The organism is Pseudoalteromonas sp. 1_2015MBL_MicDiv, assembly GCF_002407505.1.
In the GTDB taxonomy this organism is placed as follows: Bacteria; Pseudomonadota; Gammaproteobacteria; order Enterobacterales; family Alteromonadaceae; genus Pseudoalteromonas; species Pseudoalteromonas fuliginea.
Window position 1 is genome coordinate 22,104 of sequence record NZ_CP012737.1, and the last position, 12,753, is coordinate 34,856.

The 12,753-nt window shown below is 40.1% G+C and carries 17 protein-coding genes; 11 read left to right on the top strand and 6 right to left on the bottom strand.

The annotated features are described in order from the left end of the window. Positions 1 to 303 precede the first annotated feature (303 nt). The 3 genes from AOR04_RS00090 (at position 304) to AOR04_RS00100 (ending at position 1,184) form a co-directional block, all read left to right on the top strand. Positions 304 to 516: an EF-hand domain-containing protein gene (locus tag AOR04_RS00090; protein ID WP_096792171.1), complete on the top strand. Its 213-nt coding sequence runs from the start codon at positions 304 to 306 to the stop codon at positions 514 to 516. Positions 517 to 654: 138 nt separating this feature from the next. Further along, complete coding sequence (locus AOR04_RS00095; protein ID WP_007377636.1) at positions 655 to 867, top strand: calmodulin; 213 nt, start codon at positions 655 to 657, stop codon at positions 865 to 867. A 101-nt stretch (positions 868 to 968) separates the two neighbouring features. Then, positions 969 to 1,184: a calmodulin gene (locus AOR04_RS00100; RefSeq protein ID WP_007377635.1), complete on the top strand. Its 216-nt coding sequence runs from the start codon at positions 969 to 971 to the stop codon at positions 1,182 to 1,184. A 76-nt stretch (positions 1,185 to 1,260) separates the two neighbouring features. Here the strand turns inward: AOR04_RS00100 and trkA are convergent, their stop codons facing one another. The 4 genes from trkA to def form a co-directional block, all read right to left on the bottom strand. Further along, entirely contained in the window at positions 1,261 to 2,637 is a 1,377-nt protein-coding gene (gene trkA, locus AOR04_RS00105) for a Trk system potassium transporter TrkA (RefSeq protein WP_007377634.1), read from the bottom strand. A gap of 76 nt (positions 2,638 to 2,713) precedes the next feature. Continuing rightward, the gene (gene rsmB, locus AOR04_RS00110; protein WP_096792172.1) at positions 2,714 to 4,009 is read right to left on the bottom strand and encodes a 16S rRNA (cytosine(967)-C(5))-methyltransferase RsmB; all 1,296 of its coding nucleotides are present in this window, start codon (positions 4,007 to 4,009) and stop codon (positions 2,714 to 2,716) included. Next, positions 4,002 to 4,955 carry a methionyl-tRNA formyltransferase gene (gene fmt, locus AOR04_RS00115; RefSeq protein WP_096792173.1) on the bottom strand — a complete coding sequence of 318 codons (954 nt, stop codon included), beginning with the start codon at positions 4,953 to 4,955 and terminating at the stop codon, positions 4,002 to 4,004. Before fmt ends, rsmB begins: the two co-directional genes overlap by 8 nt. A 21-nt stretch (positions 4,956 to 4,976) precedes the next feature. After that, complete coding sequence (def, locus tag AOR04_RS00120; RefSeq protein ID WP_096792174.1) at positions 4,977 to 5,483, bottom strand: peptide deformylase; 507 nt, start codon at positions 5,481 to 5,483, stop codon at positions 4,977 to 4,979. Between the two features lie 118 nt (positions 5,484 to 5,601). Here def and AOR04_RS00125 point away from each other — a divergent pair, with 118 nt between their 5' ends. From AOR04_RS00125 to hemF, 6 genes are all read left to right on the top strand, one after another. Then, entirely contained in the window at positions 5,602 to 6,723 is a 1,122-nt protein-coding gene (locus AOR04_RS00125; RefSeq protein ID WP_096792175.1) for a LysM peptidoglycan-binding domain-containing protein, read from the top strand. A 31-nt stretch (positions 6,724 to 6,754) separates the two neighbouring features. Then, on the top strand, positions 6,755 to 7,846 hold the full coding sequence (gene dprA, locus AOR04_RS00130; RefSeq protein WP_096792176.1) for a DNA-processing protein DprA: 1,092 nt from the start codon (positions 6,755 to 6,757) through the stop codon (positions 7,844 to 7,846). Position 7,847: 1 nt separating this feature from the next. Next, positions 7,848 to 8,321, top strand: coding sequence for a DUF494 family protein (locus tag AOR04_RS00135; protein WP_096792177.1), 474 nt, complete (start codon positions 7,848 to 7,850; stop codon positions 8,319 to 8,321). Between the two features lie 114 nt (positions 8,322 to 8,435). Beyond that, the gene (locus tag AOR04_RS00140) at positions 8,436 to 9,011 is read left to right on the top strand and encodes a DNA topoisomerase family protein (RefSeq protein ID WP_096792178.1); all 576 of its coding nucleotides are present in this window, start codon (positions 8,436 to 8,438) and stop codon (positions 9,009 to 9,011) included. A 25-nt stretch (positions 9,012 to 9,036) separates the two neighbouring features. Next, positions 9,037 to 9,600 (top strand): L-threonylcarbamoyladenylate synthase, encoded by a 564-nt coding sequence (locus tag AOR04_RS00145; protein WP_004335153.1) that lies wholly within the window; start codon positions 9,037 to 9,039, stop codon positions 9,598 to 9,600. Between the two features lies 1 nt (position 9,601). Continuing rightward, complete coding sequence (gene hemF / locus AOR04_RS00150; RefSeq protein WP_096792179.1) at positions 9,602 to 10,552, top strand: oxygen-dependent coproporphyrinogen oxidase; 951 nt, start codon at positions 9,602 to 9,604, stop codon at positions 10,550 to 10,552. 63 nt (positions 10,553 to 10,615) lie between these two features. Here the strand turns inward: hemF and AOR04_RS00155 are convergent, their stop codons facing one another. Next, on the bottom strand, positions 10,616 to 11,053 hold the full coding sequence (locus AOR04_RS00155; RefSeq protein ID WP_004335148.1) for a group II truncated hemoglobin: 438 nt from the start codon (positions 11,051 to 11,053) through the stop codon (positions 10,616 to 10,618). Between the two features lie 53 nt (positions 11,054 to 11,106). Between AOR04_RS00155 and aroE the strand changes: the two genes are divergently transcribed. Together aroE and AOR04_RS00165 are read left to right on the top strand one after the other, a co-directional pair. Further along, positions 11,107 to 11,931 (top strand): shikimate dehydrogenase, encoded by an 825-nt coding sequence (aroE, locus tag AOR04_RS00160; protein ID WP_096792180.1) that lies wholly within the window; start codon positions 11,107 to 11,109, stop codon positions 11,929 to 11,931. Next, complete coding sequence (locus AOR04_RS00165) at positions 11,928 to 12,182, top strand: DUF1488 family protein (protein WP_096792181.1); 255 nt, start codon at positions 11,928 to 11,930, stop codon at positions 12,180 to 12,182. Before aroE ends, AOR04_RS00165 begins: the two co-directional genes overlap by 4 nt. On the opposite strand, the gene AOR04_RS00170 is transcribed toward AOR04_RS00165, so the two are convergent. Continuing rightward, complete coding sequence (locus tag AOR04_RS00170) at positions 12,174 to 12,719, bottom strand: gamma carbonic anhydrase family protein (RefSeq protein ID WP_096792182.1); 546 nt, start codon at positions 12,717 to 12,719, stop codon at positions 12,174 to 12,176. The two genes, AOR04_RS00165 and AOR04_RS00170, sit on opposite strands and share 9 nt — an antisense overlap. Between the last annotated feature and the right edge of the window lie 34 nt (positions 12,720 to 12,753).

Below are 12,753 nucleotides of genomic sequence, written 5' to 3' on the forward strand. Positions count from 1 at the left end.
AGCTAAATTTTTGCTTTAAACCTCATCTAAAATATCTAAATTCATAATTTGTGGTTTTTTAATCTAAATTAACCTCTTGTTTTTATGGTCTATTTTGTTTTTTCATATCGCTGTGTTGCTAAAAAGCAACAGGAAAGCACTTGAAATTTATCCATATCACGATTTTATACTGTTAACCACATGAAAAATAACAGCTTTTAAAAGTTGGCACCTAAGTTGTAATAGTCATGGTGTACTGAACTTAAGCGTGATTTAAAGTGAGACACCTTAATCGCACACACATAAATTTGAAGGATACATATTATGAAACGCATTAATAAAACACTAGCACTTATTGCATTAGCATCTTCTTCAGCCGCTTTTGCTGCAACAGATTTTGATACACTTGATGTAGATGGCAGTGGCACAATTAGCCAAGCAGAAGCATCAGTAGATGCAAAGTTAATGAGCATGTTCTCAGAACTTGATACTGACCAAAATGGTGAGTTATCAAAAGAAGAATTTTCAGAAGCTTAATTAACAAGTATTTATCCTGAGTTGCCAAAGACAACCTAAGTAGGCAAGGAGCTTACGAAAGAGGGTAACAAGGAAGTGAAAAATTACGTTTAAGCTAAACGAAGCAACTTTTTTGATAGAACATTGAAGGATTAAACTATGAAACATTTAAATAAAGCACTGGCACTTATAGCTATAGCGTCTTCTTCAGTTGTATTTGCAGCATCAGACTTTAATAGCCTTGATATAGATGGTAGCGGCACAATTAGCCCAAGTGAAGCGGCAGTCGACACCGATTTAATGGCTGAATTTATCGAGCTAGATACCGACGGTAGCGGTGAGCTTTCTAAAGAAGAGTTCGCTAATTACTAGTTAACCAGAGTTCAGGTTAATTAATCTTTTTTCAGATTAAACATTTTTCACAGTCAGGGATCTTTGAAAAGGACTTCCTCTTTATTATTTAGGAAATTATTATGAAAACATTAAACACAACACTGGCCGTCATCATTTTAGCATCGTCGTCAGCTGCGTATGCCGCCGTTGATTTTGCCTCTTTTGATATCGATAGTGACGGGGTTATCACCAAGCAAGAAGCGCAAGTTAACGCGCAGTTAGTGAAATTATTTGATGACTTAGACACTGACGGGAATGGTGAGCTTTCTAAAGAAGAGTTTGCAAAAGTACAGTAACTCTAAAATGATAATTAACACGCGATTATCAACGATTAAAGCCGCCTTCGCCAGCGGCTTTTTATACGTCATAAGACTACAAAAATATAGCACTTACCTGAAATAGTTTTTCTACCACATTAATGTGTTTTTTATCGATTAAAAACATAATAACGTGATCGCCTGACATAATAATGGTGTCGTCATGAGCAATGAGTACGTCGTCATTTCGTACAATTGCCCCAATCGTTGTACCTGCAGGAAGTTTTATATCTGCAATAGCACGGCCAACCACCTTTGATGTATTCTCATCACCATGGGCTACCGCTTCAATCGCCTCTGCTGCACCTTTGCGTAATGAGTAGACGTTAACAATGTCGCCACGACGTACATGTGTTAGTAATGCCGAAATGGTGGCTTGTTGAGGAGATATGGCAATGTCTATTTCTCCCCCTTGTACTAAATCAACGTAAGCACCACGCTGAATAAGTACCATTGTTTTTTGTGCGCCCATACGTTTTGCAAGCATGGCTGACATAATATTTGCTTCATCGTCATTGGTTACGGCAATAAATACATCAACTTGATCAATATGCTCTTCTGAGAGTAATTCTTGATCTGATGCGTCACCACAAAATACAACTGTGTTATCTAGCATTTCTGAGAGTTGCTCAGCACGCTCTTTGCTACGCTCAATTAATTTAACTGTGTGGTTTTTTTCAAGTGAGCGGGCTAGGCCCGCGCCAATATTACCGCCACCCGCTATCATGATTTTTTTGTAAGAACGTTCAAGTTTTTGTAGTTCGTTCATTACTGCGCGTATATGTTTTGTAGCGGCAATAAAAAATACTTCGTCATCGGCTTCAATGACCGTTGTACCTAGTGGTTTGATTGCCTTACCTTGACGGTAAATAGCGGCAACACGGGTTTCTACATTAGGGATGTGTTCTTTAAGTGCAGACAATGCATAACCGACGAGTAAACCGCCATAATAGGCTTTCACTGCAACTAACGAGAGCATGCCATCGGCAAACTGCAATACCTGTAATGCGCCAGGGTAGTCGATTAAGCGACGAATGTACTTGGTTACGAGTGCTTCTGGGGCAATATAATGATCGATTGGCAAGTCGTCGTTCTGAAAAAGTTTCTCGCGGTATTTTAAATATTGCTCTGAGCGAATACGGGCAATTTTAGTGGGCGTTTTAAAAATACTGTACGCCACTTGGCATGCAACCATGTTTACTTCATCTGAACTGGTTACTGCAATAACCATATCGGCGTCTTCAGCTCCAGCTTGACGTAATACATCAGGATGCGCACTGTGTCCTACTACACCTTGTAAGTCGTACTTATCTTGAAGTTCACGCAATCGGTTACCATCTATATCAACGACTGTAATTTCATTCTGTTCGCCTACTAAATTCTCAGCGAGTGTTGCGCCTACTTGGCCAGCACCGAGTATGATTATTTTCATTATTTACCCGTGTTATAAGTAGCAATTAAGAGCCATTTTTAAATTATAAAAATGGCTAATTTACAGTTCATTAATTTTAGATTTTTTTAACTAGCTTAGCGTAATAAAATCCATCGCTTTCGCCTGGTAGTAGCTGTAACCCTGGCATTGTAACGGTGTCTTTGTCATGCAGAGGAATGTGCTCTGCATCGTCATTATTAGCTAAAAACTTAGCTACTTGTTGCTGATTTTCTTGTGGAAGAACCGAACATGTAGCGTATACCAATGTACCACCTGGTTTTAAAAGTGGCCAAATACTATTGAGTATATCACCTTGTAACTTAGCTAAATCTTCGATGTCTGATGCGCGACGTAACCATTTTATGTCAGGGTGGCGGCGAATTACACCAGTGGCCGAACAAGGCACATCAAGCAAAATACGATCAAATAATTTTTCGTCCCACCAAGTATGTGGTTGCGAGGCATCACCACATTGTAAGTCTGCACCTAAGCCAATACGGGTAAGGTTTTGCTTAACACGTTCAAGTCGAGTTGAGTCGCTATCGAGTGCAAGTACGTCTGCGTCAGCAAGTTCTAATATGTGACAGGTTTTTCCGCCAGGTGCTGCACAGGCATCTAAAATAGTGTCATCTGCTTTAGGCTCTAAAAAGCGTGCTGCAAGTTGTGCTGCGGCATCTTGTACTGAACATGCACCTGTATCAAACTCTGGTAAGGAAAATACATCGCGTGGTTTAGCGAGCTTAATTCCGTCTATAAAGTCAGGATTTAAGGTATGTTCAATATCGTTCGCCGTTAGCATATCGCTGTATTCTTGCGTGCTATATTGTGCTTGATTTACACGTAACCACATAGGTGCTTGTTGTTGGTTTTCTGCAAGTATGTCTTCCCAACTATCTGGGTAGGCCTCTTTTACTTGTTTGATAAACCAATTAGGGTGGTTGTATAAACACACAGGGATAAGCTCCGCTTTTTCTTCAAGCTCAATTTGCTGGCGTTGAAAACTACGTAATATAGCGTTAATAAGCCCTTTTAAACCTAAAGCACGTAATTGAGCAAGTGCATTTACAGTTTCAGATATTGCTGCGTGCGGCGGTACACGCATGTGTTGTAGTTGATAAATACCTACATATAATAAAAATTGAAATATTCTGCGTTTACCTTTTAGTGGATCTTCCACTAAATGTTGGCAGTAGTTTTCAAGGCTAGGTAAGTAGCGTAAAACGCCATAACAAATTTGTTGTAGTAGCGCTTTGTCTTTTGGTGGTAAGCCTTGGCTAGCAAATGGCAGTTCTTGATTAAGCGAAGCGCCTTTATCAACTACGTTATATAAAGTTTCAGCGGCAAGCGCTCGTACGTTTTGAACATTACTCATTGTTTTCGCCTAATACTGTGCCAGGGGTAACCCAGTCACTACGACCATTTAAAAAGTCGTTAATTGCCATTGGTTTTTTACCTTGCGGTTGTAATTGCGTAATACATAAAGCATGTTCACCACACGCCACTACTACGCCATTTTTGTCGCTTGATAAAATTTGCCCAGGATTACCTGATTGCGAGGTAACCTGCGCTTGATAAATCTTTACTGTTTGTCCACTCATTTGAGTAAAGCACACAGGCCATGGGTTAAAAGAGCGAATGTTTCGCTCAATTTGCAGCGCACTCATGGACCAGTCTATATTAGCTTCCTCTTTAGAAAGCTTTTTAGCGTAGTTAGCAAGTTCATCGTTTTGAGGTTCAGGCGTGAGCTCACCATTAGCTAATTTATTAATGGTTTCAATTAACGCATCTGGACCTAGTTCAGCAAGCTTGGTATATAAACTAGCGCTAGTTTCTGTCGTACTAATAGGGCAGCGGCTTATATGTAGCATATCGCCGGTATCTAGCCCTTCATCCATTTGCATTATTGTTACGCCGGTTTGTTCATCACCTGCCCAAATTGCGCGTTGAATAGGTGCAGCACCGCGCCAGCGCGGTAATATAGAACCATGCACATTTAAACAACCTAAACGTGGAGCTTCTAAAATAGCTTTAGGTAAAATTAAGCCATACGCTACAACAATCATAATGTCGGCATTTAAGCTTGTTAGCTCTGCTAGTGCTTCATCACTTTTTAATGACTGTGGCTGAAAAACCGGTAAGTTGTGCTCAAGCGCTAGCGCTTTTACTTCACTGGCTTTTAATTTTTTACCACGACCTGCAGGGCGATCTGGTTGGCTATATACACCCACTATTTGGTGTTCGCTTTGTATCAGCGCTTGTAAATGACGTGCGGCAAAGTTCGGCGTACCGGCAAATATAATGCGTAATGGTTGAGTCACTGAGTTTTCCTAAGGTGCTTATTACTGTTCTGCAAACTTGGCTTCTTTTTCAAGCTTTTTACGAATACGTTGGCGCTTTAATGGAGATAAGTAATCAATGAATAGCTTACCTTGAAGGTGATCTAGTTCATGTTGAATACAAATGGCCAGCAGTTCGTCTGCATCTAGTACAAACTCTTCACCGTTTTCGTTAAGTGCAGAGACTGTTACTGTTGCTGCGCGGTCAACTTTTGCATACGAGTTAGGTACTGATAAACAGCCTTCTTCGCTAATAGTTGAGCCATCTTTTTTGATGATTTGTGGATTAATCAATACCAGTGGCTCATCACGCTCTTCTGATACGTCAATAACAACAATTCGTTGATGAATATCTACTTGTGTAGCAGCAAGCCCTATACCATTTTCATCATACATAGTTTCCAGCATATCTTTAACAATTTGGCGTACTGTATCGTCAACTTGAGCAACTTCTTTTGCTATTGTACGTAAACGTTCATCTGGAAATCTTAAAACTTCTAACCTAGCCATAGTTACCTTTTTCACTTGTGCTTAATTTAGGGTATTGTATGCTCTTATTTTAGCCATTCACGTTCACCTTTAACAGGTTTTGGGCAATAATAATGAAAAAACAATACAAGGAAGCTCAATGAGATCCCCGTTAGTTGCAATCATGCTTGCATTAAGTGCTGCTTTTCCGGCAGTTGCAGATGTGTTGGAAATAAAAAAAGACGCGCCAAAACAGTATGTTGTAAAAAAAGGAGACACGCTCTGGGATATCTCTGGTATTTATTTAAATAAACCTTGGCTATGGCCAGAATTATGGCAAATGAATCCTCAAATAAACAACCCAAATCTTATTTACCCAGGGGATGCGCTAACATTAGTTTACGATGCAGACGGAAAACCTCGTTTAGTGATAAATAAAGCATACAGAAAGCTTTCTCCGCAGGGGCGTATTACCCCTAAAGGTAAAAATGCAGTTACAACATTGCCACTTGAACTAATTAAACCTTACTTGACGTATGAGCAAGCAATTAATAGCGACGAGATAGATAATAAGCCATATGTTTTGGGCGCAAATCAAAATACTAAAACACAGACACTGGGCCATATTTTATATATAAATGGTGATTTAAAATTAAATCAGGCTTACGCCATTTACCATAAAGGCGAACCTTATGTTGATCCTAAAACAAATACTGCACTAGCTAATAAAGCAAGCTTTGTTGGGGTGGTACGTGTATTTAGGCGAGGGGATATCACCAACGGTGTGCCAGCTTCAGTAAGGGTTGAGTCGGTTAAGCGTGAAATTAAACAAGGCGATTTTTTATTACCTCTAATGCAGGGACAAATGTTGCCAGCATACTTTAATATGCACCGACCTAAACAACCTGTTGAAGGTGCGGTCATTGCTTCTGCTAATCACAGTCGGGAATTCAGCACGATGGACATTGTGGTGCTAAACTTAGGTTCAGAACAACAAGTAGAACCAGGCCACATATTAGATATTGAACGTCAATCACCAGGTGTAATTGATGGACGACGAGGGCCTCGTTATCCTGAAGACTCCAGTAGCTTTGAAAAACTGGTATCAGACACCAGTGAGTTTGTAGGCTTAGAAGCAGACGAAAACAGTACCGTTTGGACTATGCCTAAAGAAAAAGTTGGCGAGCTAATTGTCTTTAAAGTGTATGACAAAGTAAGTTATGCGTTAATAACTAAAAACCAGCACCCAATTCGCATTGGAGATATTGCAGTTATTCATTAAGAAGTAGCGAGTCGGTGCTCTAGGAGAGAGCATGGATCAGTCATCTGGCAAGCTAGCCCACTGGCTTGCCTTTTATATGTGTAAAGGGTTGGGTATAAAAACCCTTTTAGCACTATCTACAAACTATTCCCTTGGGTCGTTATTCGACTTATCTCATGACAAGCTTGTACAGCTTGGGCTAAGCGCTAATCAAGCGAGTAATTTACTCAACACCAATTGGCAACAAGTCAGTCATTATGAGCAATTAATAGCGCTGAACAACATTACTGTTGTCTGTATTTTTGATGCGCTTTACCCAGAAGATCTCCGGCAGATTGCCAGTGCGCCTTTATTACTCTTTTGCAGGGGAGATGTCTCGTTATTATCAACGCCACAAATTGCAATTGTTGGCAGTCGTAATGCTACCCCTACTGGGCTTGAAATAGCCTCAGAATTTGCATACGAGTTAACTTTGGCGGGTATTACGGTTACTTCAGGTATGGCGCGGGGAATAGATGGAGCAGCACATAAAGGCTCTCTTGCTGGTACGGGGAAAACCATAGCGGTGCTTGGTACTGGGGTTGATATTTACTATCCCAAACGCCATAAACTATTAACAGACCAAGTTTTAGAAAGCGGTTTGCTGGTGAGTGAGTTTTTACCAGGCACAGCTGCTCATGCGCATAACTTTCCGCGTCGTAATCGTATTATTTCTGGGTTATCGTTAGGAGTGCTTATTGTTGAGGCTGAAATTAAAAGTGGTTCGTTAATTACAGTACGCTATGCGCTTGAACAAAATAAAGAGGTATTTGCAGTACCGGGTTCTATTAAAAACCCGTTAGCGCAGGCAAGTCACTTTTTAATAAAGCAAGGCGCTAAGCTGGTAGAAAACGTGGCTGACATTCTTGATGAGGTGAGTTTCACTTACGACAATAATGTATGTAGTAAAGAGCAGCCGATTCAAGCCAATTCTCAATGTGAGGTTTTAAATAGTATTGGCTTTGAAGTAACCAGTGTAGATGACATTGTGCGTCGTGCGCAGTGGCCAATAGATAAAGTACTCAGTAGGTTGCTCGATTTAGAATTAGACGATCAGATTGAGCGAGTGTTAGATGGTTACATCAAGTTAAGCGCAGGAAGGTAATATGTTTGATATTCTTTTGTATCTTTTTGAAAATTACATTCATAGCGAAGCGGATATATTTGCAGAGCAAAATGAGTTAACCGATGAGCTACTGCGTGCGGGCTTTCATAAGCCCGAGATATTTAAAGCACTCGATTGGTTAGAGCAATTAGCCGATTTACAACACAGCGACGAGTCTCCTTATCTTATTACTAACCCTAAAGATGCTGTGCGTATATTTACCGATAGTGAATGCCAAAGGCTCAGTGCTGAATGCCGTGGCTTTTTAATGTTTATTGAGCAAATAGGCGTAATCAATAATGTAACTCGTGAAATGGTAATGGACTGTTTAGCCTCTCTCGATAAACCAACTATAAGCCTAGAAGACTTAAAGTGGATTGTACTTATGATCTTGTTTAACGTTCCTGGCTCTGAAGAGGCATATGAGCAGATGGAAGATTTGATTTTTGATGAACCCAGCGAACTTCTTCATTAGAGATAATTATCTTGATTGTACTCAAATTACTTAAACGGATAAGCACGGCATTGCTTGTATCTTTAAGTGGTTTGGGTATATTAGGCGAAAATTCACCAACCTATTAGGATCACCATGAGTAAAATCGACCATTCGCTTTTCTCGGCGAACAAGCACGCCCTCGAAAAAGAATACGAGATATGCCCACAGTGTGGTTCAGAGTTAGTGATCCGCAATAGTAAATCAGGCCCTTTTTTAGGATGCGCAAGTTATCCCAAATGCGACTTTATTAGGCCACTGGCACATCACGACAGCAACGAAATAAAAATATTAGAAGATTCAGCATGTCCTGAGTGTAGCAAACCGCTGGTGGTTAAAAATGGCCGCTATGGTATGTTTATTGGGTGTACGGGTTATCCAGAGTGTCATTACATTGCTAACGAAAATGAAGAAAAGCAAAGCGAAGACATTTTGCCTAGTTGCCCTAAATGCAAAAAAGGTCATTTAGTCGCGCGCAGTAATAAGTTTGGTAAAGTATTTTATTCTTGTGATTGCTACCCAAGTTGTAAATACACGCTTAATAATAAACCGGTTGAACATCTGTGTCCTGAATGTGGCTGGCCTATCGTCATAGAAAGAAATATGGCAAACGGCATATTATTGCAATGCCCACAAAAAAGCTGCATGCATAAGCTCACCCCAACTGAATAACGTTTAATTATATCTGGAGACTACTTTGTCAGACCTTTCAAATACGCCCACTGCAATAACATGCTTAACGCAAGGCGAAGTTATTTTATACCCAACAGAAGCTGTATATGGCTTAGGTTGTGATCCAGATAATCAACAAGCCGTTGAAGCACTATTAGCTATTAAGCAGCGCCCGGTTGAAAAAGGGCTTATTTTAATCGCTGATAACTACGGACAATTATTAAAATACGTAGATGATGCAAAAATACCAATGGATAAACGCGCTGATATTTTTTCGAGTTGGCCTGCTGCAATTACATGGGTTATGCCTGCATCTAAAAATACGCCTAAATGGCTCACAGGGCAGTTTGATACCATCGCGGTAAGAGTAACAAACCATCCAACAGTAAAGCGTTTGTGCCAAGAGTTTGGTAAGCCACTGGTATCAACCAGTGCAAACTTAACCGGTCAAGAAACGGTAATTAGTATTGAGCAAGCCAAAGCGCAATTTGCAGAACAAGTTGGCTTTTACGTTGACGAGCCGTTAGGTGGTAATACTCAACCAAGCACAATAAAAGACGCCATGACTGGAAAAATATTTAGAGGTTAATATGCAAAGCGAATTATTAAATCAAGTAAAAGCATACTTTATGGCTTTGCAAGACACTATTTGCAAAGGTTTGGAGGCTACAGATGGCAGTGCTAAATTTATAGAAGATAACTGGCAGCGAGCAGAAGGCGGGGGTGGTCGCACACGCGTAACTACTAATGGCACTGTAATAGAGCAAGGTGGAGTTAATTACTCACACGTATTTGGCGCTTCAATGCCAGGTTCGGCAACAGCGCACAGACCAGAGCTTGCAGGACGTAGCTTTCATGCGTGTGGTGTGTCGTTAGTTATTCACCCTAAAAACCCTCATGTACCAACAAGTCATGCCAATGTGCGCTTTTTTATAGCCGAAAAAGAAGGCGAAGAGCCAATATGGTGGTTTGGTGGCGGGTTTGATCTCACTCCTTTTTACCCCGTATTAGAAGACGTACAACATTGGCATCAAGTTGCTCACGACCTGTGTGCGCCATTTGGTAGTGAAGTTTATCCAAAATATAAAACATGGTGCGACGAGTATTTTTATTTAAAGCACAGAGACGAGACGCGCGGAGTAGGCGGTTTATTTTTTGACGACTTAAACGAACTTGGCTTTGAAAAGAGCTTTGCGTTTATGCAATCGGTGGGTAATGGCTTTTTAGATGCCTATTTACCTATTATTGAACGTCGTAAAAATGACGAATACACAGAGCAACAACGTGATTTTCAGCTTTATCGTCGCGGACGTTATGTAGAGTTTAATTTAGTATGGGATAGAGGTACGTTGTTTGGGCTACAAAGTGGCGGGCGTACAGAATCTATATTAATGTCTATGCCACCACTTGCACGCTGGGAATATAATTATAAACCAGAACCAAGTAGCCCAGAAGCTAACCTATATCAGTATTACTTACGCCCGCAAGATTGGTTAACGAGTCAACCAAGTGAGCTGATAGCCCGAGAATGGCAATTATAACAATTACACAGTAATCAAAAAGGCGATAATTAGCGCCTTTTTGCATTGTGGCTAAATACAAATTTAATGCTGGTTAATCATGTGCGTTGCTAGTTGAGAGAATGATTGCTTTAAGCCTTCACGTAACAACGGGTTATCTATTTCTATATCCAGCGTTTTATTCATGCAGTACATCCATTGATCGCGCAATGCTTTATCTACAGTAAAAGGCATATGCCTTTTACGTAGCATTGGCTGGCCATGTTTTTCAGTAAATAGGTTTGGCCCACCTAACCAACCAGATAAAAATTCAAAAAATACTTGGCGAATTCGATCTAATGGCAGAGGATGCATATCATATAACGGTTTAGCGTATTCATCTGACTCCATTATGTCGTAGAATCGATTGGAGATAGCACGCGCCCCTTTCTCTCCACCTATTATTTCATACGGTGTTTTTTCAGGAGTAGGAGCCTGTTGCTCGGGAGCTGGCTTAGATTTAGAAAAAAGTCGTTTAATCATATTACTTATCATCGTTAATAGGCAGTATATAACTGCAAAGAGGTTGCTTTAAAATGGACAAATATGCGGTTTTTGGAAATCCAATTAAACATTCAAAATCCCCCGCGATACATAAACAATTTGCTGTATCACTGGGTGAGCAAATCGACTATCGCGCAATATTAGCACCTATCAATAGCTTTGAAAAAACAGTATTGTCTTTTTTTGAGCAAGGTGGTGTTGGTGCTAACGTTACAATGCCATTTAAAGAGCAAGCCTATGCAATGGCTGATGAGCTTACACAATTAGCTAAAATTGTAGGGGCTGTTAATACATTAAAAAAACGAGATGATGGCACATTACTCGGTGACAACACAGATGGTGTAGGCTTTGTAAATGATTTACTCGCTAATAAAGTAGCTATAACTAACAAGCGTATTTTAATTATTGGCGCGGGCGGTGCAGCTCGAGGCGTTATTTTACCTTTGCTAGAGCATAACCCTCAGGAAATAATAATAGTTAATCGCACAGCACAAAAAGCCAAAGAACTCGCAGAGCTGTTTACTCAATATGGACCAGTATCTGGCTTTGGCTTTAGTGATTTACCAGTAAGCGATTACTCACTAATTATAAACTCTACATCTAGCAGTATGAATAATGAGCTTCCAGCTCTTGATGAAAAATACATAACTAACTGTGAAGTCGCTTATGACATGTTTTATTCACTGCAAAATACCATTTTTATGAATTGGGTTGCACAGCATAATATTAACGCTAAGCTTTTAGATGGCAGTGGAATGTTAGTCGGTCAAGCTGCTCAAGCCTATTATGTATGGCGCAATAAAATGCCAAAAATACTTCCCGTCGTTGATGCGCTCAAACAAGGAATGCTTAAATGAATCAGGCAATACAGTTTATAGATAGACTCGAATTTAGAGAGCCCGATCACCAGTTAGTATTTTTTGCACAAGTTAGTGGCATGCTGGTGGAATGTATAATAGAAGTAAATACACTTAAATTAACAGACGAAAGCCATGCAACAGAGTATTTTGAACAGTATCGTTTTGATTACGAAGAACGTGCCGAGGAGCTTATCGAAGAAGAGAGCTATAACTCGGCAGGTCAGATAGAAGTAAGCTTATTACTCTAAGTTAGCAATTTCAGCTAAATACTCATCTTTAAGTGATACATAGTTATCGGCAGATACTTTTAAAAAGGCAAGTTCTTGCTCTGTAAGAGGGCGGGCTTGCTTAGCTGGACTTCCTACATATAAGTAACCAGACTCTAAACGTTTGTTTGGGGGCACCAAAGAACCTCCTCCAATAATAACATCGTCTTCAACAACCACGTTATCCATAATGATAGCGCCCATACCTACTAGTATACGGTTTCCTAATACACATCCGTGCAGCATTACCTTATGACCAACTGTTACATCGTCACCTATAATAAGTGGGTAACCATCAGGATTGCTTTTAGTTGCACGAGATAAATGCAATACACTGCCATCTTGTATATTTGTACGCTCACCAATACGTATATAGTTAACATCACCACGTGCAGCTACTAACGGCCACATACTACTATTATCACCTAAAGTAATGTTACCAACCAAAACCGATGACTCATCAATATAAACAGACGAATTAAATGAAGGAGTAACACCTTTATAAGAACGAATTGCCATAGTTAGTACCTTTTAGATCATAATTATTAGTCTT

Excerpts from the sequence above, each read along its gene's own strand:
- trkA (WP_007377634.1), bottom strand. The coding sequence starts at position 2,637 with ATGAAAATAATCATACTCGGTGCTGGCCAAGTAGGCGCAACACTCGCT.
- AOR04_RS00095 (WP_007377636.1), top strand. The coding sequence starts at position 655 with ATGAAACATTTAAATAAAGCACTGGCACTTATAGCTATAGCGTCTTCT.
- AOR04_RS00165 (WP_096792181.1), top strand. The coding sequence starts at position 11,928 with ATGAATCAGGCAATACAGTTTATAGATAGACTCGAATTTAGAGAGCCC.
- AOR04_RS00155 (WP_004335148.1), bottom strand. The coding sequence starts at position 11,053 with ATGATTAAACGACTTTTTTCTAAATCTAAGCCAGCTCCCGAGCAACAG.
- hemF (WP_096792179.1), top strand. The coding sequence starts at position 9,602 with ATGCAAAGCGAATTATTAAATCAAGTAAAAGCATACTTTATGGCTTTG.
- AOR04_RS00140 (WP_096792178.1), top strand. The coding sequence starts at position 8,436 with ATGAGTAAAATCGACCATTCGCTTTTCTCGGCGAACAAGCACGCCCTC.
- AOR04_RS00135 (WP_096792177.1), top strand. The coding sequence starts at position 7,848 with ATGTTTGATATTCTTTTGTATCTTTTTGAAAATTACATTCATAGCGAA.
- AOR04_RS00100 (WP_007377635.1), top strand. The coding sequence starts at position 969 with ATGAAAACATTAAACACAACACTGGCCGTCATCATTTTAGCATCGTCG.
- rsmB (WP_096792172.1), bottom strand. The coding sequence starts at position 4,009 with ATGAGTAATGTTCAAAACGTACGAGCGCTTGCCGCTGAAACTTTATAT.
- dprA (WP_096792176.1), top strand. The coding sequence starts at position 6,755 with ATGGATCAGTCATCTGGCAAGCTAGCCCACTGGCTTGCCTTTTATATG.
- aroE (WP_096792180.1), top strand. The coding sequence starts at position 11,107 with ATGGACAAATATGCGGTTTTTGGAAATCCAATTAAACATTCAAAATCC.
- AOR04_RS00170 (WP_096792182.1), bottom strand. The coding sequence starts at position 12,719 with ATGGCAATTCGTTCTTATAAAGGTGTTACTCCTTCATTTAATTCGTCT.
- def (WP_096792174.1), bottom strand. The coding sequence starts at position 5,483 with ATGGCTAGGTTAGAAGTTTTAAGATTTCCAGATGAACGTTTACGTACA.
- AOR04_RS00125 (WP_096792175.1), top strand. The coding sequence starts at position 5,602 with ATGAGATCCCCGTTAGTTGCAATCATGCTTGCATTAAGTGCTGCTTTT.
- AOR04_RS00090 (WP_096792171.1), top strand. The coding sequence starts at position 304 with ATGAAACGCATTAATAAAACACTAGCACTTATTGCATTAGCATCTTCT.